Annotated in this window: 17 protein-coding genes; 10 read left to right on the top strand and 7 right to left on the bottom strand. The window is 32.6% G+C overall.

Annotated elements, in window-relative coordinates:
• Together ACSVDA_RS21710 and ACSVDA_RS21715 are read left to right on the top strand one after the other, a co-directional pair.
• A partial coding sequence (locus ACSVDA_RS21710) for an IS3 family transposase (protein WP_485886090.1) occupies positions 1-85 on the top strand: 85 nt, incomplete at its 5' end.
• Between the two features lie 148 nt (positions 86-233).
• Entirely contained in the window at positions 234-323 is a 90-nt protein-coding gene (locus ACSVDA_RS21715; RefSeq protein ID WP_250886775.1) for a putative holin-like toxin, read from the top strand.
• Positions 324-508: 185 nt separating this feature from the next.
• Here the strand turns inward: ACSVDA_RS21715 and ACSVDA_RS21720 are convergent, their stop codons facing one another.
• The gene (locus ACSVDA_RS21720; RefSeq protein WP_485886048.1) at positions 509-655 is read right to left on the bottom strand and encodes a hypothetical protein; all 147 of its coding nucleotides are present in this window, start codon (positions 653-655) and stop codon (positions 509-511) included.
• A 176-nt stretch (positions 656-831) separates the two neighbouring features.
• Here ACSVDA_RS21720 and ACSVDA_RS21725 point away from each other — a divergent pair, with 176 nt between their 5' ends.
• A complete protein-coding gene (locus tag ACSVDA_RS21725; RefSeq protein WP_485886050.1) occupies positions 832-1,113 on the top strand; it encodes a hypothetical protein in 282 nt (93 codons plus the stop codon).
• A gap of 353 nt (positions 1,114-1,466) precedes the next feature.
• On the opposite strand, the gene ACSVDA_RS21730 is transcribed toward ACSVDA_RS21725, so the two are convergent.
• The 3 genes from ACSVDA_RS21730 to ACSVDA_RS21740 all read right to left on the bottom strand — a co-directional run bounded on the left by ACSVDA_RS21730 (position 1,467) and on the right by ACSVDA_RS21740 (position 8,009).
• The gene (locus ACSVDA_RS21730) at positions 1,467-2,423 is read right to left on the bottom strand and encodes a toast rack family protein (RefSeq protein ID WP_485886052.1); all 957 of its coding nucleotides are present in this window, start codon (positions 2,421-2,423) and stop codon (positions 1,467-1,469) included.
• Positions 2,424-2,858: 435 nt separating this feature from the next.
• A complete protein-coding gene (locus ACSVDA_RS21735; RefSeq protein WP_485886054.1) occupies positions 2,859-6,320 on the bottom strand; it encodes a hypothetical protein in 3,462 nt (1,153 codons plus the stop codon).
• Between the two features lie 831 nt (positions 6,321-7,151).
• Positions 7,152-8,009 (bottom strand): helix-turn-helix domain-containing protein, encoded by an 858-nt coding sequence (locus ACSVDA_RS21740; RefSeq protein WP_485886056.1) that lies wholly within the window; start codon positions 8,007-8,009, stop codon positions 7,152-7,154.
• 346 nt (positions 8,010-8,355) lie between these two features.
• Here ACSVDA_RS21740 and ACSVDA_RS21745 point away from each other — a divergent pair, with 346 nt between their 5' ends.
• Together ACSVDA_RS21745 and ACSVDA_RS21750 are read left to right on the top strand one after the other, a co-directional pair.
• Positions 8,356-9,036, top strand: coding sequence for an ABC transporter ATP-binding protein (locus ACSVDA_RS21745; protein WP_485886058.1), 681 nt, complete (start codon positions 8,356-8,358; stop codon positions 9,034-9,036).
• 15 nt (positions 9,037-9,051) lie between these two features.
• Positions 9,052-9,795 (top strand): ABC transporter permease, encoded by a 744-nt coding sequence (locus tag ACSVDA_RS21750; RefSeq protein ID WP_485886060.1) that lies wholly within the window; start codon positions 9,052-9,054, stop codon positions 9,793-9,795.
• A 272-nt stretch (positions 9,796-10,067) separates the two neighbouring features.
• On the opposite strand, the gene ACSVDA_RS21755 is transcribed toward ACSVDA_RS21750, so the two are convergent.
• Complete coding sequence (locus ACSVDA_RS21755; protein ID WP_485886062.1) at positions 10,068-10,286, bottom strand: DUF4085 family protein; 219 nt, start codon at positions 10,284-10,286, stop codon at positions 10,068-10,070.
• A 94-nt stretch (positions 10,287-10,380) separates the two neighbouring features.
• On the bottom strand, positions 10,381-10,566 hold the full coding sequence (locus tag ACSVDA_RS21760; RefSeq protein WP_485886091.1) for a DUF4085 family protein: 186 nt from the start codon (positions 10,564-10,566) through the stop codon (positions 10,381-10,383).
• A 360-nt stretch (positions 10,567-10,926) separates the two neighbouring features.
• Here ACSVDA_RS21760 and ACSVDA_RS21765 point away from each other — a divergent pair, with 360 nt between their 5' ends.
• Entirely contained in the window at positions 10,927-12,366 is a 1,440-nt protein-coding gene (locus tag ACSVDA_RS21765) for a YcdB/YcdC domain-containing protein (RefSeq protein ID WP_485886064.1), read from the top strand.
• A gap of 808 nt (positions 12,367-13,174) precedes the next feature.
• Positions 13,175-14,440 carry a helix-turn-helix domain-containing protein gene (locus ACSVDA_RS21770; RefSeq protein ID WP_485886066.1) on the top strand — a complete coding sequence of 422 codons (1,266 nt, stop codon included), beginning with the start codon at positions 13,175-13,177 and terminating at the stop codon, positions 14,438-14,440.
• A gap of 460 nt (positions 14,441-14,900) precedes the next feature.
• On the opposite strand, the gene ACSVDA_RS21775 is transcribed toward ACSVDA_RS21770, so the two are convergent.
• Positions 14,901-15,437: a TlpA family protein disulfide reductase gene (locus ACSVDA_RS21775; RefSeq protein WP_485886068.1), complete on the bottom strand. Its 537-nt coding sequence runs from the start codon at positions 15,435-15,437 to the stop codon at positions 14,901-14,903.
• A 559-nt stretch (positions 15,438-15,996) separates the two neighbouring features.
• On the opposite strand from ACSVDA_RS21775, the gene ACSVDA_RS21780 reads away from it, so the two are divergent.
• From ACSVDA_RS21780 to ACSVDA_RS21790, 3 genes are read left to right on the top strand one after another with little or no spacing between them, the layout of a single operon-like run.
• Positions 15,997-17,751: an ABC transporter ATP-binding protein gene (locus ACSVDA_RS21780; protein ID WP_485886069.1), complete on the top strand. Its 1,755-nt coding sequence runs from the start codon at positions 15,997-15,999 to the stop codon at positions 17,749-17,751.
• The gene (locus ACSVDA_RS21785; protein WP_485886071.1) at positions 17,748-18,296 is read left to right on the top strand and encodes a MauE/DoxX family redox-associated membrane protein; all 549 of its coding nucleotides are present in this window, start codon (positions 17,748-17,750) and stop codon (positions 18,294-18,296) included. Before ACSVDA_RS21780 ends, ACSVDA_RS21785 begins: the two co-directional genes overlap by 4 nt.
• On the top strand, positions 18,289-18,828 hold the full coding sequence (locus tag ACSVDA_RS21790; protein ID WP_485886073.1) for a thioredoxin domain-containing protein: 540 nt from the start codon (positions 18,289-18,291) through the stop codon (positions 18,826-18,828). The genes ACSVDA_RS21785 and ACSVDA_RS21790 overlap by 8 nt, the downstream gene beginning before the upstream one ends.
• The last annotated feature ends 43 nt before the right edge of the window (positions 18,829-18,871 follow it).

Raw genomic sequence — 18,871 nt, forward strand, 5'->3', positions numbered from 1 at the left:
TTACTATAATCACAAACGGATTAAGGCAAAACTAAAAGGCATGAGTCCGATTCAATACCGAAATCATGCACTAGTAGCTGCCTAAATATCTGTGTCTAACTTTTTGGGTTCAGATCAAATTGAGTCCTTTTTAGTTTGCCTACGTCAATATGGGCAACTATGGTATAATTGGAATACAATAGCGAATTTCTAAGGGTGGTCGGCTTCATTCCCCATGAAAGGGGGTGAGGCGTATGACGGTATTTGAAGCGTTGATGTTGGCAATTGCATTTTGCGGGCTGATCATTTCGGTACTGTCTTTTAACAAAAACGACAAAAAATAGACCGCCCTTATACCAGTAGGGATTGCGGTCTATTTCTGAATACGCCGACTCCTGAAGGAATCGTTATTGTTAGACCGTTGGTGTTACAGCACCTTCGGTCTTTCTTATTGTATGCAGTTAATGCTTGTCTATGATTAGAATATCATAATTGTTGGAAAATGTACAATCAGTCATTCTAGTTAGATTTAGCAAGCAACCAGCACGCCTGTTGTTCCATCTGCATAATAACCTTGACAGCCAGCTTGCTCAGAAAAACTACTTTGAGAGTAAGCAGCACCTACAAGTATAGCTAAGATGCGCTTTTTCAAGCTACAGACCTTGACCGTAACCAAATTATAAGACTCGCATTATTTATTTACTTCAGCCTTTTCTGATACATTTAATAACACTATTAAGCAGCACATGAAAGCAGACGTCCCTCCTCCCTCCCCAACTTGGGAGCAAGGATTTCACCAGTTGTGGATGGAGCGAGAGATAAGAGACAACGGGAAGGGAGGTAAGGACGTCCATGCTAACGAAGGAAGAGAAAGACGTTTTGAGAAAAATCTTGGATCAAGAGCCGAAAAGAAAGCGGAGATCAAGCAAACGGACAAGAGACGAGTTAGGGAGGTTTCTCCCGGAACAAGAACAGTTAGAAGCTCCAACGGAGGAATTAAAGTCATGGTCGTTTAAGGTGCGGAAGGTTAAAGGTACAAACTCCTATGAAGTCGTAGACTCGTTTTTCTCGAAAGAAGAAAAGGATGCCATTAAAGCATTAGGCATCCTGATATTAGTTGCGTGGATTTTTTAGAGTTAATTGACCACATGACCACAAAATTAAGTATATTAAGTACACAGAGTCGCAGTTATGTACATTTGAAATTTAAAATCCCCTCTAAAATCGCACTAAAATACAACTAAATATACTAGTGGACATACAACTCCACAAACGGGGCACATTGAGTGCGTAGCGTTGTTATCGCTGTAACTAAAGGGTTTTGTACGATATTTTTTGTGTTTGACCACATTTCGATGACTTGGGAAACATAAGTGATAATATGCTACCTATTTATAGCTATCAATAATTCTTGAATCTTGGCAAATAAACAAAAAATCAGGTGAATATAACTTCTCACCTGGTTTTACTTTTTATTATATATCTTACTACTTCACTATAAACTCCACCTTATCTCCGATCCCGAAATTTGCTTTAAGATTAATAATTACTTCTGCATTGTCATAAGCTTCATTAACATAAATACCGTTATTTTTTGGATTAAGCCCCTCAAATTTAGGTAATCCCAAACCAATTGATGAGCTGATCTTCACTCCTATATCGGTAGGAAGGTATACTGTTGTATTTCCTACGCCTTGATCAATTGTAACATCAAAACTCTTGTCCCAATCCCCACTTAAGTCAAGGATTATGTTACCAGCACCAGAATCGATATCTAAATATTTTAATTGTAAGCCTCTTAAATCTAATTCAGTGTTTGAAGCTCCAGTATCGATATCAAGGCTTATCGGGATTTCATTTGTGAGATCAATATCCCACATATTTTTTGTTTCAAGAGAAAAATCTTTAATGACCTTAGGAGAATTTGACAAGGCATCTTGCTCATGTTGAATGTTGATTTTCCCTTTGTCTCCAATTAACTCAAATGAAAGTTCCGGTCTAAGATATTTTGCTTCTAGACTATCATTTTCACCTTTATCAAAGTATCCATATTCAAGAGCTCCTTCTACCCAATTATTACCACCTTTGGAAACAAACAAATCCCCAGATTCTTGGGTTAACGAGACCTCAAGCTCTTTTGCGTTATCTTTATTAATTTTAAATCTTTCTGTTGTTATGTCACTCTCAGCACTTTCTGTTGTTATTTTTCTTTCAACACTTTCAATTAAAGTATTATTTTCAACATTTTCTACTGAAGTATTACTTTCAACATTTTTTTCAGTTGTTGGTTCAGTTTCCGTATTATCTTTCTTTTCGACTTCAAGTTTAACTTCGGTTTTTTCTGGCTCTTCTTTTTTTGTTGCAGCAGCAGTATCATCATTTCCACAAGCTGAAAGTATTAAAGAAGATACAATAATAATCGATAATAATAACGTCTTTTTCACCAAAAATCCCCCTCGATTGTTTTTGATCCAACTATAAGGGATTCGACAAAATAGCCATTTCACCTTTTGTGAAATTAAGTAATTAATACATTTCTTACAATTTTATGTATTTTATGCTTTAAACCTACATATCCATAAATGCTTTCATTTTCACTCATGGATCAACGTTTCGAGCGGACTTTAATATTTGCCTCATTACATTTTAGCTAGGGGAAATATTTGTTATTATTACAAGCCTGGCCTAATGTCTTTCAGTTGACCCCTGAATCCTTCGTAAAATTCATAAGTGTATATATCAATAAATCTATCCGAAAATTTAAAAATAGTAGTAATTATTCTTTTAACTTACATCATAAGCCATGTTAATTAGACGTTTTGCCTTTTTAACCAAAAAAGAAAAAGTTCTGAGCAGAAAATCTACTCAGAACTCAAGAATTATTTCAATTCACTACCGTCAATATATACTTTAATTTTATCAATCTTACCATCACGACTGAAAATAGATTGACTTGTTACAAGATCTAAAGTATCCACATCTTCAAAAATGCTTTCTGTACCATCTTTATAACAAACGATGATTTTCTTGTGGCCCTCTAGGTAATAAATTACCGGAACGGCACAGAATGTAAATCCTAAGGAATTTTCATCTAACTGGATTGTTTCTGTTTCCATAGCATTACTAGGTAGGTACCAGGCTTTCATTTCTTTTAAAAACTCAGACTTTGCTAATAACTCTGGTTTAAAACGAATACGTCCTTCCTCTACCTTCACTCCTAACTCACCTAGTCTAGAGATAAAGTCTTCTTTTACCTGTCCGGTCATACCCGGTTGTTGTACTCCCGCAAAGCTCGGAGTATGGGAATAAGCATCTGTTGGAAATGCGCCGTAATGTTCAGGTGATTTCTCTAAACCTATTCCAGCTTTAATAGCTTCATACTCATTCATAAGCGCCTTAGTTTCTTCATCCATACCATTTTGACAATATATATCATTGAAGCTTTCTTGTGTCGCCAAAACTAGCTTTGATACCATGTGCCAATAGATAGATCCTAACCCCTCATACTTATAAAAGGTACCGGAGCGTCCTGTGAAAGCATGATGGTCAAAAAGGTTTGAGTATATTTCTTCAACAATTTGTATATCCTCATCCTTATACTCTTTTGTCGCTTTTAGTGCTTCTCGAATCTCTTCACCGTTTCTGAATCTACCGTTAAAATGGTACTTCCCATTCACATCTTTTTCAATAAACCGTGTGCAATTCTGATTCAGTTCTGTTTTTAAAACAGTTGATGACATAACTTGTTCATCAGGAATCACATTTTTCTCTAAGAACTTTGGCAACTCACGGTTTGGATAGAGCATATAGCTGTCTTGGTCTTCACGATAAATAGAACTATTTCTAAGTGCCTCTAGTACATTAATGGCTTCTTTTCCATCTAAAGCTTTTGAACTTAGAACGGCAACCTGACCTTCTAACATCTCATAAAGATTTGATATGCTACAGTTTTCGTTTTCCTTATCAAATCTGATGAGATTGTATGAGTGGTATAGACCGTCTTCTCGTTTATTCTTTTTAATTGAATCTTTTAAATGGACCATTGAAACCTCAATAAATTCTTTAAAGGACTCTATAGAAAGTGCTGCTTTTTCTCCTGTAAAACCATTATCATATATAGAATTTCTATATGTTTCGCCAATTTTACCTAACGCTTTGACAATATTAAAACGAGTGTCGTCAGATATTTTTTCGCCAAGATATTGTTTACTATCCTTAAATACCTCCAATGTATTATTGAACATCTGAAGCACTTCAACTGAAACCTCAACTGAGTCCTCTTTAATTTCCTTAACTATTTGACTCATATAAGCTTGGAAACGATGCAAATAATACAGAGTAACCATTGACAAACCATTCCCAACAAGAGCGTTGTTAGCATCGTTCCACTCTGGACGTTGAGTATTCATCCAAATACCACCCTCAGGCACATAGTTAGAGAACTTAGCAAGAATAGTAACCAAAAGTTTTTCCGTTAAATTAACTTTGTAGATACCATCCTTGTTGCAAACTAACTTACCATCTGATCCAAGACTTGCAACTTTGTTGTCAATAAGTTGATCACTCTCGTCACTATAAATAATACTGTTTCTAGGATCGTCGACTAATGCATTAAATCCTTTAATCCTATAGGGCACATTCGCATAAACAAAAATGTCTTTTTGAAGAAGATCCTGTAACTTTTCAGGATTATAAGCCTTTGATAATTCCATTAGCTTTAAAAGATAAATAATTTGATGATCTCCCCAGTATCCAATATTTGACCACGGATCTTCAGGGTCAAGCTTCTCCCAGTCAATTCCGTCTTTCGTAATTCGATATGGGTTATACCCGTCTGCTGTTGATGCATTTACGAATTTAGCAATTATACTCTCCGTATATGCAGGGTAGGAAATGGATAAGGCTTCCCAATTTTGAAATATATCACGCCAATTCCCTTCAAACTTTAGCTCCTTGCTTCCATCTTCTTTGGTAATCTCTATATTAAATTTATTCCATGGTCGACTTGGATCTCCATGTCGCCTACTGAATGTAAGTGGTAAGTACTCTAATACTAAACGTTCAAAATCTTTGCAATTAAGCTGTGTTACCAAAGCAATCAGTTCATTATAGTTAATTGTTTTAGGTAATTTGCTCATAAAATCCAGTTGCTTCGTATATACATCTTTATTCCAACTCCCTACAAATGCTTTGAAATCCTCTCTATTAATCTCATAGCCATCTGCATATATACCACCTCGCATAATATTGTAAAGGGTATTTGAAAAGTGTCTATAACCCTCCTTCTCATTAGAAGTACATTGGAATCCATCTGCATTAAACACTATTTTTTTAAGATTGTACTCACTCTTTGAAACATCAACTTCTATCTCTTCAAGAATCGATTGATTGTTCATAACCTCTTTAATAAGTTTCTCAACTTTTGAAGCACTTTGATTAAGTTCAGCTACTATATACCAGTTTTTTGATTCACTACCCTTGAGGTGGATAGAATCTACAACATAGTAAGAACCTCTTCTACCCTTAATATCAACTTCTGTTTGAATCTCTTCATTTTGTGAGAACGCTCTAATCTGTTGCTCTGACAGAAGGTAGCTAGGGTTCTCAAGTCCCTTTGACCAAACCGTCGTTGCTTTCAATGATTCACTTGGCTCAGCTTTATCTGTTATGATCGAACTAAGCGTGTAAATACCAAGTCCTGCGTTTTCTACTAATTCACATCGTTTATATCCATCGACAAGCGTACTTTTTGTGGTTTGCAAAAGCGTATTGACCCCATATGGTAGTATGTTACGAATTCCGTCTAGTACTCTAATCTCTACTTCTTTTTCAGCCATGTTTACAATGCTAGATTCTTTAATAAATCCAAATAAATCACTACTCTTCCATGTATAGGTATAACTAACCTCTAGGTCATGGTTGATCTCTTCAAACATAATCTTATTGCCTGTAGTGTTTTTATATAGGTTTCTTGTAATCTTGTATACATTGTCATTATGAAAAGAGAAAGGTTTCCACAGGAAATTTCTTTCATTTTTATTGACGATTAGGACTGTATGCGAACCGGTTGTCTCAATACTGTCATGGATTTTATCATCTGTATAATATGGAAATAGAGCTGTCTCTTCATTTTTACGACCGCAAGTCAGCCCGCCAGTACTTGATATAAACATCCAAAGGTCAACATCACTTACTACTGTCATAAAGAATGGACTCATTTGATTGTAGTTTGCAATCTTAAAATAAGTGTCCTTATTCATAGTTACCGTTTCAAGCGAAACCGCTTTCGTCGAAGAGTGCAAAGGTGCATTTCCTAAGTACAAATTTGGTGTTTTCTTCATTATATATTTTCCTTTCTGAATCAGATTTTAAAATATATCTCGTCACTAAATATTATAAAGTGATGAGGCTAAAAGTACAATAAACTTCAGAATTGGAGAGGAATTTTAAGAATAAAAAATAGTAGTTTCTATAGCTAAAGATAAAAAAAGAGGTAATTAAAGAAGATGTTTTCATGATAGAACAGTGAATCTAGAAAGAGAGGTTTGGGACAAGGATGAATCACTCATTCGCATACAGATTGAAAAGTGGCTATATACGAAACAATTTCGTAAAATATAATGAAAGAAAAAGACATAAGAGTAAAGTGTAGAAAAGTAAGTAACGGTGGCAAAGTAATGCATATAAAAAGTTAAGTGCGTACTCACTATGAGTTTATAAGTTTAACAAATTTTTATATGTAAAAACGGAGAAGATATACGATAGTGTGTGTACTATGTAAAAGGTTTTGAGTGTAAGTTATGATTGATGATCACAGGCTATTATGGAAACCTTAGTAAGATTACACTAATATAAAAGCCCAAAACCCGTGAACTTGCTAACTGTCTAAATTAATTAGTCATTAGATGAAATAAAACTCCGTTATATGTGATAAACAAAATTTTAAGAACTTGTAAGCACGGTAAAAAAGCCGTTTGAAATAGATTCAGCGGTTTTTTAATAGTCTACTTAAAAAGGTAGAAAAATAAGCAAATATAATAATAGTTAGGAGTTAGTTTGCATGTAAAATAAGAAAAGTATTGGTTGGTTGTCTTCTAATTTAATTTTATTAAAAATATTAACAGTTTAATGATGAATTGAGAATCTGGTTATGAAACAATACTATTTGAAGATTACATATCAATATATTCTACATTCATAGAATGCTCAAAAAATTTATAAAAAAACTTAGCTTGCTCAAAATAATAATTTGTCTGATCTTTGTTTTTATTCAATTGAAAAGAACATAATGCTACTTGAAAGAAGAGGTTTCCTAAGATACACATGTCTTCAATCTTTTTAGAATAATGAATCCCTTTGTTAGCAGTGTCTTTTGCTAAATCGTATTCCTTATTGTCTATATATAATGTAGCCAAGTTATAATAAACTTTTAGTTTTAGTTTATGATAATCATATAAATCAAGATCATATGCTAGTAATTGTAGATAGATATTCTTTGCTTCTATCTCTTGTCTGTTTTCCGCTAACACGTTTGCCATGACATTTTTGATACGTAAGTCTTGGAATAAAGGAATTTCTTTTGTTTGATGATTGATTAAGTTGGTTAGTTCCTTGACGCATTCTTCCCATGAAACCTTTCCGAGGTATTGAGCAGAACGCCAATATTGCCAATTAATATATTGAATATATTTTTGAGAAAAAATATTAAATTTTAAATTTATCCTCTCAGTTGATGCTAGCTCAAATATTTGTTGATAGTCCTTTTCTTTAACCAACTTTTCTAATAAAGTAATGGTGTCACTCGCATATATATTTTGTTCCTCTTCAATTAGTTGAAAAAAGTAATCAACAGTAACTCCTAGCCGTGAAGCAATATAATACATCGTGTCAATTCTTGGAAAGGCCTTGCCTTTTTCTAAATAACTAATTGTTGTTTGACAACAAAGCCCTTTAGCTAATTCTTTTTGTGTAATATTTCTTTCTTTGCGTATTTTCTTTACGATTGCTCCTAATTCCTCATTGCTAATCAAAATATCACCCCATTAAAAAATATGAAAAGATTCTTATTTTTTATATAAAAGATATCAATTAACAGTATTTATGGATTAATTATGGGTATATAAGCGTATATCATAGGAGGTTCGATTTCATTTATTTGAAAATATTTAATATTTTTATAACAAAATATAACAAATTTGGGAGTTCATAAAGTGTGGAATCATTACTAGTCATTAGTGGTAGAGGATTCTCAAATTATTTTTGAATCACTCGTAACATGTTGTAACTAGCCTCTTTTTATTAGAGAACTAAGGGAAGTTACATAGTTTTTGCTAGATTATTCATATGTGAATTTTTAAGTGAGGTGTAGAAGTTTTGATGCTAGAAGTAGTTGATATTAAGAAGAGATATGGAAAAAAAGAAGTATTGAAAGGTGTTACCTTTACAGTAGATAAGGGCGATTTTTTAGGTGTAATTGGTAAAAATGGCGCAGGCAAAACTACACTTACAAATATTATTTGTAAACTCGTTAATCAAGATAGTGGAAACATAACTTACGGATTTAACGAGAATGAAATATACAAAAAAATCGGTGTTCAAACTCAATCAGGTGACTTTGACGACCGTCTAAAAGTAGATGATATGTGTACACTTTGGAGAAAAATTTATAAGCTAGATCAGTCTGTAGTGGAAGAATTGTTAAAAAGGTTTGACTTAATAGAAGTCAGGAAGCAATACATTAAGACACTATCAGGTGGTCAAAAACAAAAATTAAACATTCTATTATGTCTATTAAATGACCCTGAGCTCTTAATACTAGACGAACTAACAACCTCACTTGATGCAATTAGTAGACATGAGATGCGGAAGTATTTGAAGCAACTGAATGAACAAGGGAGAACAATTATTATGGTTAGTCACTATATGGACGAGGTGGAAGAGCTCTGTAACAAAGTAGTTGTGTTAAAAGATGGAGAAGTTGAACAAACAACTACTCCAAAAGCTTTAGTAGGTACTAAATTTAATAGCTTACAAGATTATTTTGTAGAGTCTATATAACAATAGGAGGAAAACATGAATACAGTTAATGCTTTATTTCAATTAGAAGTGAAAAAACTGTTAAGGACATGGATTATTTTAGGATTTGGGGTAATTGCTCCTATTTTATTTCTTGTCATGCAAACAGGGATTAGTAATAAAACTCTTGAACTATACGGATTGGAAATCGCTCCAATTGATTACACATTTCCTATGTTTGCTTTTCTAAGCGTAGTTGTACTTGCAATTGGTAATGTTGGTATTGGCTTTTCTTATATGAGAAGTATTTACTTCTTTAGAAGGTTAAGGTTGGCGTCAGTTAAAAGTACCCAATTTATTTTTGCGAACTTCCTTGTGCAGTTATTATGTGCTATTTTCACCATAATACTATTAGTAGTAGTTTCGACGACAGGATATTCGTTAAGTTTAGAAGGAAAAAGCTTTGTAACATTTGCTTTCCTTTTGTTACTTTCCTTTGTCATGTGCTATTTTATTGGGGTATTTATTGGGAACTTAACAACAGATCCGAAAACATCCCAGACTTTATCTATGATCGTTTATTTTGTCATAATCTTTTTAGGTGGTGTAACATTCCCATTTGAAGCATTGCCAGATTTTATGCAAAAGATTTCTTACATGCTTCCGACAACACATGCAGTGAGAATACTTCAAATCTCTTGGAATGGTGGAGATATATGGCAGTCTTATCATATGGAATTTGTGTTTGTAACTACTATTATCGCGGGAATTTTATCGATAAGATTTTTTAAATATGATTAATGATGGACCGTTTAAAGTGATTTAGAAAACAAGGTACCGCTGCTTTGACCATATTCAATCGATTGGTTTTCAATTGCGGTGTTCTCCAATACTAATGGATGGCACACTCTATACGTAGTGTTATCAACAAATAGGAACATTCTGAATTTAAACTTGAAATATAGTCAGTAACTGGCGTCTGTTCAAGCTTCCTATCATTTCTCAATAATGTATATTCCTTTGGGTAATAAAAATACTGTGCTTCTAACTCCTTCATTGTAATTGTCGATTGGCTATCGGACTCGAAACGCAAACTCATCATAAACAAACCATTGTCCAACTTGGATTGGTTTTTCCATTACTTCAGATGTCATACATTTTAAAATGAGGTGAATAAACAATTTTGAGGAAAACCCACCATCTGTACTAACGGAAAGGTGAAGTGTATTCCCGTCTCGTTCAATAGTTGAGTCATGCAAGATTCCCGCAAAACATTTTATCTTAAATTGCATTTGATAAAAAACGAACAGCTTGTTTTTTTGTTTATATGCAGCATCTAGGTTCAAATTCCTTGCGCGCTTCCCGCATCCATTGTAAATAATCCTCTCATACTGCTTTAGGTAGTGTAGGTTGATTTAATGTACCATTCTCTAAATACGGAATGAAACGACCAGGTAAGGTATGTAGTAATTCTCCTTTTACTCTATCAAGTTGTTCTTTCAAATAGATAAATAGACGTCCCTTTCTGCTTTTTTCATCTCTTAGTTCAATTTCACAATCGCAGTTATCGATGAAGGAATACTATTGTAAAAAGTTGGCTTTTCTAATAGACTAAAAAATAAACTAGGAAGTGTTTGGAAGAAAAAATTAAGGATCATACTCTGTTATTACTTTACCTAACATTCATGGAAAGAGGAGTAGTTAGAGATTTCTATATGATACCTTAATTAAAATTGACGACGATTTGATGAGAGCGAGTATTCGCTACAAATCTGTTTACTTAACTGAAGATAGAATGAATGAAATAGTATTATTGGGATTAATAATTGAGTTAACTAGCAACTTCACTACACAATTAACAAGAATAATAAATGAAAAGGTCAAATAAGATAGATATAAAAAATACATACTAGAAACTTGGAGGTATATAGTATGCTAAAAGAAGCATTACGGAAACGAGCATTGTCGATAGTCGAAATTCCAGCTAATTTTCAACCTATCATAGAGGAGTATGCTGAGGGAAAGAATGGAGAAGGTAAGGCAATGTTTTCATGGGCGAATGAAAAAAGAGATAAAGGGGTTATTATTAATCTTGATTTGTCCGGTAATTTGACAAGTTTAACAATTGACATGGGTGATGGTAGAAATTCCAATACTGTTCCTTCAGATGTAGAGGAAAAAAAAGAACGAGCGGAGCAATTTTTACTTAGTCATTATCCTGACGCTTTAAATGATTTAACTTTCTCTGAAATGAGAAAACTGGATCATGCATATCGCTTTAACTATGAACGGGTTGTCATGGACTTACCACTTAAATCTTCTGGCTGTATTATTGACGTAGATCAAATGGGTAATGTTGTGAAATTTTCTTATAAAGTTGAGAGTCAGATACCCAAAATACCAACAACTTTGATTTCAAAAGAGAAACTAATTGAACACGTAAAAAATAGGCTGAATTTTAAGGAAGCTATTACGAAGCTATATACTATTAATCATAATGTAGCAGATGATGGACTCCGTCTTGTTTATGAACTAGAGCCATCTTTCATGAAATACAAAGCGGATGTATTGACCCCAACCTTGAGCATTATACATGATGAAGATGTTCCAGAAACCTATGTTCTACTTGCAGATCCTTTGAATACGGCTATAAAAAAAGATTTATCTATTAAAGAGGTCATTGGAATATCAGATGAATTTGAAGTTATTAGGGAAGTTGATATGGGGGAAGAAATAGGCATTGTATGGCGGGACCGGAACTGGAAGATGGAGGGGCAGGACTTATCTTTTGAGGGCTTTTTGAGGAGACATACAGAAGATACAGTTAAAGCCTTCATATTAAAGGAAACAGGCAAAGTTAGAAGTTTTGTCTGGTTCAATGAACGGAGTGGTGATCTTAGACTCACTCGTGAAGAATGTTTTCAACATGCGACACAATTCCTTGAAGGGGTCATTCCAAGTTATCATAAATATCTACAATTGGTTGTTCGAGAGAATGGGGAAGAAGTGCACGATACGAGAAAAAAAGAAACATTTTCTTTCCGTATATATAATGGTAATGGCATACCAGTTCAGTTAGAAAAAGTAGTAGTTACAGTGAATTGTGAAACAGGACAAATTGATAATTATAGCGGGCCAAGTTTTGACATCGAACAATTGAGTCAAATCCCAGCAGAGCCAGCAATTTCAAAAGAAGAAGCGAGAGATATATTTTTCAATCATTTGGACTTTGAATTGACTTGGAACAAAAATTATGGTGGTTCAACGGAATCTCATATCCTTGTATACCAAGCTTGTGACCTGTATTCCAGAACTCCCATCCAGTACATTGATGCTATGACTGGGGCCGTTATTTCTGCAAAAGAAAAATAGTATAGGGTGCTAATACCAATTGTATTCCTTTCCAAATAGGCTATTCAGAGTGATTACTAGTCTAACAACCATTTACAAGGAATGTCATGAAAGTAAATGTTGCAAAAAGAAACAGTGATCAATCGCTCGTGAAAGAAAGTTTCAAAAGAATAATCCTAAAAGATATAAACTACGTTTTAATCATAGTAGAAAAGAGTATCTATATGAAAGAATGCTGAAAAGATAGTTTTGTAGATAATTACTAAGTTATTGAGAAGTAACAAGAAAGAGTCATTGAGAAAATGGTAATGTAGTATGGAAAGGATATATAAAACTCCATATAGTCCTCCGTAACGAACTAAGAGCTTGACCAAGAGTATAATCAATCAAGACAGGCGTATCTTTATATAAGTTTTATAGTCTTAGAGAATAATTACTATAAAATAGAGGGTCAGCGAAAGCTCAAGATGTTGAATACGACAAAGAATTTTTATATGATGCAGTATATGAGTCAACTAAGACTATCGGTGGCATTAGTAAAAAAAGTGACTTTAGCAGGAAACTTATATTGAGTTTCCTGCTTTTATTCATTTTTTGGAGCAGAGAATTGATAATGTATATAAAAACTACTGTCTTCATTTACTTCAATGCGATTGACCGGGGATTTAAAACCTTTGATGACACCTTGTTCAAGTGAAAAGGGTATTTTAATTTGAATATTCATTTTTATTAATGATTTGGAATTAAAAGATAATTAAGTTATAATATAGGTGCTAATGACCAATTTTTGTTATTGTTTGTATGCTATAAAGGTAGTGATATGGGTAGTATGGAGAGTATAGGTAAAATAATAAAAATTTATAGGCAAAGAAGGGCACTCTCTCAAAGTGAGTTAGCTAAGGGAATATGTTCAGTATCTTATTTAAGTAAGATTGAAAATGAAAAAATTGAAAGTTCAAGAGAAATTCTTAACTTACTATTAGATCGTCTCAAATATAGAGCGGCTTATGAAAAGGCAACAAATTCTGTGGAGGATATAAGAAGAAAATTAAGGGAAGTCCACTATGAAATGTTCATAAATCCAGCTTCTGCGAAATTGTTAGAGTCTAAAATATTTGAATTACTAGAAGACAGTTCTAGGACATTAGATTCATCGATGCATGTTTATTGCAATATTATTTCTTTAAGGTTCTATATACTAACTAATCAAGGTAAAGAAGTTCAATCATTAGAGAAGGAACTAGATAGTGTATATTCCCAAATGTCCAATGAGAATAAGATCCTTTTTAGTTTGTATAAATGTCATTTTCACCTAAATCAATCTAACTTTCAAATAGCTATGAACTCGGTTGATCGATGTCTACAGTTATTAAAACTATTTAATGTTGAAGAATGGATTGAAGGATATACATATTATCTATATGCTTTAAGTTCATATAATCTTTATAAAACTTACCGATGCATTTATTATACTGAAAAGTCATTGGCGATATTTAAAGAAGCTTTTAATCTTAATAGAAGTCTAGATTGTTACTTATTATTAGGGGTATCCTATATGAGATTAAAAGAATTCTCATTAGCATTAAATGCATATGATAAATGCGAGAAACTTGCGAACCAAAATAATAATAGTAAAATTCTGGCGAAAATATTCCATAATAAAGCTTTAATAAATGAAGATATAGGAAATGTTGAAGATTCTATTAAATTACTGGAAAAATGTATTGAAATTAAACAAGAATATGATGATAAATCATTAATTTTGTCAGTTATTACTTTGTTAAAACTATACTTTCGCTCTGGACATCTCGATTTATGCAGAGAAGGGTTAAATGAAATGAAGGAACATCCATTCTACGCTGCTGTCCAAACAGAGTTTAGACTACTTGAAGAACTGTGTAAGGCTAAAGAAACTGAAGTAATTGATGAAAAATTGATTAAAAAATGGTTAAATGAACTTAAAGATTCTAACAAATGGAAATCCTATTCGGATTATGCTGAATGGATAGCCAAATATTATGAAAATAAACAGCAATATAAGATGTCTTCATATTACTTCCAACAAGCATATGATGCTTTAAAAAATGCTAACTAAAGGAGAGATATTTAATGAAAAAAAATATTATGAAATGGTGTTTGATCGCTTCAGTTTTAACATCAATGATGAGTTTTGCAGTACTATTAAACGACGATGCTGATCTTCCCGATACGAATACTAATGTAATAGATTAAATAAAAGAGATAACCCTGTCATAACAATATATGGGTTATCTTTTTTTAAACTTCTTGTAGTTTTTCATTTATATTATTTTACAGTAAGCTCAATCAAGTACATGCATATGCAATGCGGTTATACGATGCTAAATCATTAAATTTTAGGTCTTTGAATTCTCATAAACCTCGGTAGTATCAGTCAATCATTTTTACCTCCGTATCTTAACCATCCTCAAATAAAATATGACCATTGCTTAACAAAGCAATCGTCATAGATCAATTTCCTTTTTAATTTTATATCACCTTTAAATCATTGTTACCGAGTTTTTCCTTTGTCATGATTAAGTTAATGCGCGACTATATTTAGCGATATGTTCTGTAATGATAGGGTAACCAACTATTTCTTTATGCTCATTTAACATAATAAAGGTTGGGAAGAACTTAATTTGAAATTCTTTAAGAAATGTATCGTTACTTTTAAGAATATAATAGTTTTTATGCTCGTTTATGTGAACCGATTCGCTTGTTTCCATTTTATGATTAGCTATAATTAATAAAAAATTAAATTCGGGATACCGTCTCGCAGCTTGTTCAAACTCTACTTTATCAATAGAACAAGCATCACAATCAGTAGCAACAATTAGCATGCTAATAGGTTTATTTGAAAAAGAATCAAGTGTGAAATGATTTCCATTTACATCTTGTAAGTTAAAGTCAGGTGCACGCATGCCTACTGGAAGTGAGGTCTCTTGTAATTCTTCGGGATTAACATCAGCTATAAATTGTAATAATGCTTGTGCTTTTTTAATAGAATTGAAACCTATATATATGATAATAATATGGAAGAATAGTAAAGTAAGTAGCAATATAGAGCTCATAATAATTGTACCTCTTTATAGTAAGTATAAAGAAGGTTAACAAACGAACGTGATTGTTAACCTTCAAGTGAATAATAATTATAGTAAACATTGACAGTTATCGCCAATTTTAACAGGTCCGAAACAGTCAGTGCCTGTTGTGCAATCCCACGTTTTTTCGTATTTAGTTCCTACGAAGGGGTGGTTACAATTGTTTGAGCAATAAGTTTTAGAACAACCACAACCGATAGGTCCTAAAAGTTTAAAGAGCTTCATAAATTCACCTCCTATAGATGATCTTTTCTCTTGCATATTTAATAGTACACCACTTGCTGAACCCTGGTAGAATTCATAGTGTACTTAGATCATATCAAATATATAATTCCAAAAAAACCCTCCAGCTATTGAGAAAATCGCATCAAATTTCACTGATTAGTATGTGTTTTTTTATAAATATTTCTCAACTAGAAGATAAGGATTTTATGTAAATTAATAGTTATAATTTAACACAGAGAAAATTTATTATTGTAATTAGGAAGGAGAGGAAATGTTACTTTTTTCTAGAAACTTTTTCTTTGCATTGAAACAGGTATTAAGGGCATCCAAATACATTTTTGTTTGTATTATGATTTTGACTATTATTTTAAGTTTTCTTCCAGTAGCTCAATTGATTATTACAACTAAATTAATCAATTCCCTTCAAGGATTACTAGATGTTGGAATAGATACAAAAAAAGTATTAATGCTCGTAGGTCTACAATTTGGAGTGCTACTGATTAGGGAAGTAATTAGTAGAATAAATACTTTACTAGAACTTATTTTATCCCAGAAGCTAGATTTTTATCTTCAAAATGATCTGTTTCAAAAATTATCTGCCATAGATTTTGTTCATTTTGAAAATGCAGATTTCGTAAATCACTTAGAGAGAGTTCAAGGGGATATCGGGTCTAGGTTTTTAGCTACTATTACAAGCTCTTTAGAAGGAATAAAAAGCTTGTTTTCGTTTGTAAGTGTACTTTGGTTCCTTTTTATTATGCATTGGTCCTTAGTATTTATTCCATTGTTAGCAGTACTTCCATCTTTACTCATAGAAGCAAAGTTTGGTAAAAAGAATTTTTTCTTAATGAAATTTCAAACTCCCCTAGCAAGAGAGCAAGCGTATATTTTTAATTTGTTTTCAAAGAGAAATAGTAATAAGGAAATGAGAGCATATAATACTTCTGAATTTCTCGTTAAGAAGTGGGCTACGTCTTTTAAAAAGAATAATAGAGAGATGGTGAAATTAAGCATTAGTCACCATATTCGCAGTATCCTAGTTAGTATCTATTCCTTCACAATATTACTAGTAGGGACTTTTATTCTTGTCATGCTTTATATAAATAAGAGTATTCGGTTAGGTGATTTTGTTGCAAGCTTAGAAGCTATTCAAAAGGCTCAAGCAAGTATTGGTAGTCTATCGATGGTAGTATCGAGTTTGGCGAGTACACATTTTTATATTAGTGATATAAGAGCATTATTTGATTTAGATGAAATGTCAACTGAGCGTCAACTTTTTCCTGTTATGCAGAAAGGAGTCTCTGTTAATAACCTATCATTTGCTTATCCAGGAACAAATAAACATGTGTTAAAAGATATCTCTTTCAATGTAGGGTTGGGAGAAACGGTAATGATAGTTGGAGAAAATGGTGCAGGGAAATCTACTTTGGTCAAATGTCTGTTGGGGTTATATGAAGGTAGTCAAGGAACGATTAAATATGATCACATAGATATTAATAAAATCAATAATAAAAATATAATGGATAACATTAGTATTATTTTCCAAGATTTTAATCAGTATGAATTTACAGTAAATGAAAATATTACATTATCTGAAAAGCCTGTAGTTTCAAGAGTTAAAGAAGTGTCTGAACAAGTTGGCTCGGATTCTTTTATTGATCGTTTACCAAATCAATATAAATCCAGATTAGGTAGGCTTTTTGAAAATAGTACAGATCTTTCTGGTGGACAGTGGCAAAAAATAGCTTTAGCAAGAGCTTTGTATAAAGATTCGCAGATAGTTATTTTAGACGAGCCTACTGCTGCTCTTGATCCCTCAGCTGAATATGAGCTATTTAAAAGTTTTAAAGAGATTTCGCAAGATAAGATGACGTTTTATATATCTCATCGAATGTACTCATGTCACTTGGCAGATAAAATATTAGTTTTGAAAAACGGTTCCTTAGTTGAATGTGGATCACATGAGGAGTTAATGCGCAAAGGGGGAGAATACATGGAACTGTATCTGAAGCAAGCATCTATGTATGAAAAAGAAGAAAAAAGGAAACGAGCATTATGATTGGAATAGAGTTTTTCATTAATACGCTATTAGGCTATATGTTTTTAAGTTCTAGTTTAATTAAATTGTTTGATATGCAGAGTCACTATCTTTCAGTATCGGCTTATCAAATTGTTCCTGAGCGATATACCTTTTCTTTTTCAATAATGGATGCAATTTACGAGTTAATCATTGCAGTTTGCTTAATTTTTGGTGTCTTTCTAGAATTAACACTAATTAATGGTGCATTGTTATTATCGGTTTATACTGTAGCTATAGCTGTCAACTTGAGAAGGGGAAGAACTGATTTAGATTGTGGCTGTGGGGGATTAGTTGGAAATCATAAGATTTCACCCAAATTAATATGGAGAAATGTTTCTCTAATTGTAATAATTCTTATTTTAGCTTTCAGAGCCATGCAAACACCTGTAACTTACGACTTTGATTTGACATTTTGGCTTATTCAATCACTAACAATTATTGGTCTGGTTTCTTTTCTAATTTCAATTGAAACGATTAGTCTGGCTTTTAAAGTAAAAAAACTTCGAGGTGAAAATTATGGATAAACTATTATTAATTACGTATATTATTTTATGGATTGTCGTCATCCTGCAAAGTATCTTATTATTAACTTTTATGAAACATACGAATATATTTATTACTAAAATGACCCAATTCGGTCGAATCAATGGTGATCAAGGACTTATAAGAGGTAGTATGGTTCCGCATTTTCGGGTAAAAGATCAATTTAAAAACATTTTCAAGGTTGAGCCTAATCAAGAATACCCTAAAACATTAATATTTATTTCAGAAACATGTCCAACATGTAAAAGAATAATAACAAACATAGACGCAAACCACCAATTGGATGTAAATAATATGTTATTTATTGCGAATGGAAACATTGGGGAAGAGTATTTTAATATTTTGAGTGAGCACAATCTACGATACGTTGTAAAGCCAGAGTTATTTCAAAAATATAGTATACACTCAGCACCTGCAGCCTTATTAATAAATCAAGATGGGAAGTTAATGGATAACTTTATTTTAAATAGTATAAAAGATTTAAATAAGATAAGGGCGTTGATTTCAGCGTGAAAAAACTTCAATTATTGGCTACCAGATTTAGATAGAATTTAGA

Source organism: Cytobacillus sp. Hm23 (assembly GCF_051842895.1).
In the GTDB taxonomy this organism is placed as follows: domain Bacteria; phylum Bacillota; class Bacilli; order Bacillales; family SM2101; genus Nanhaiella.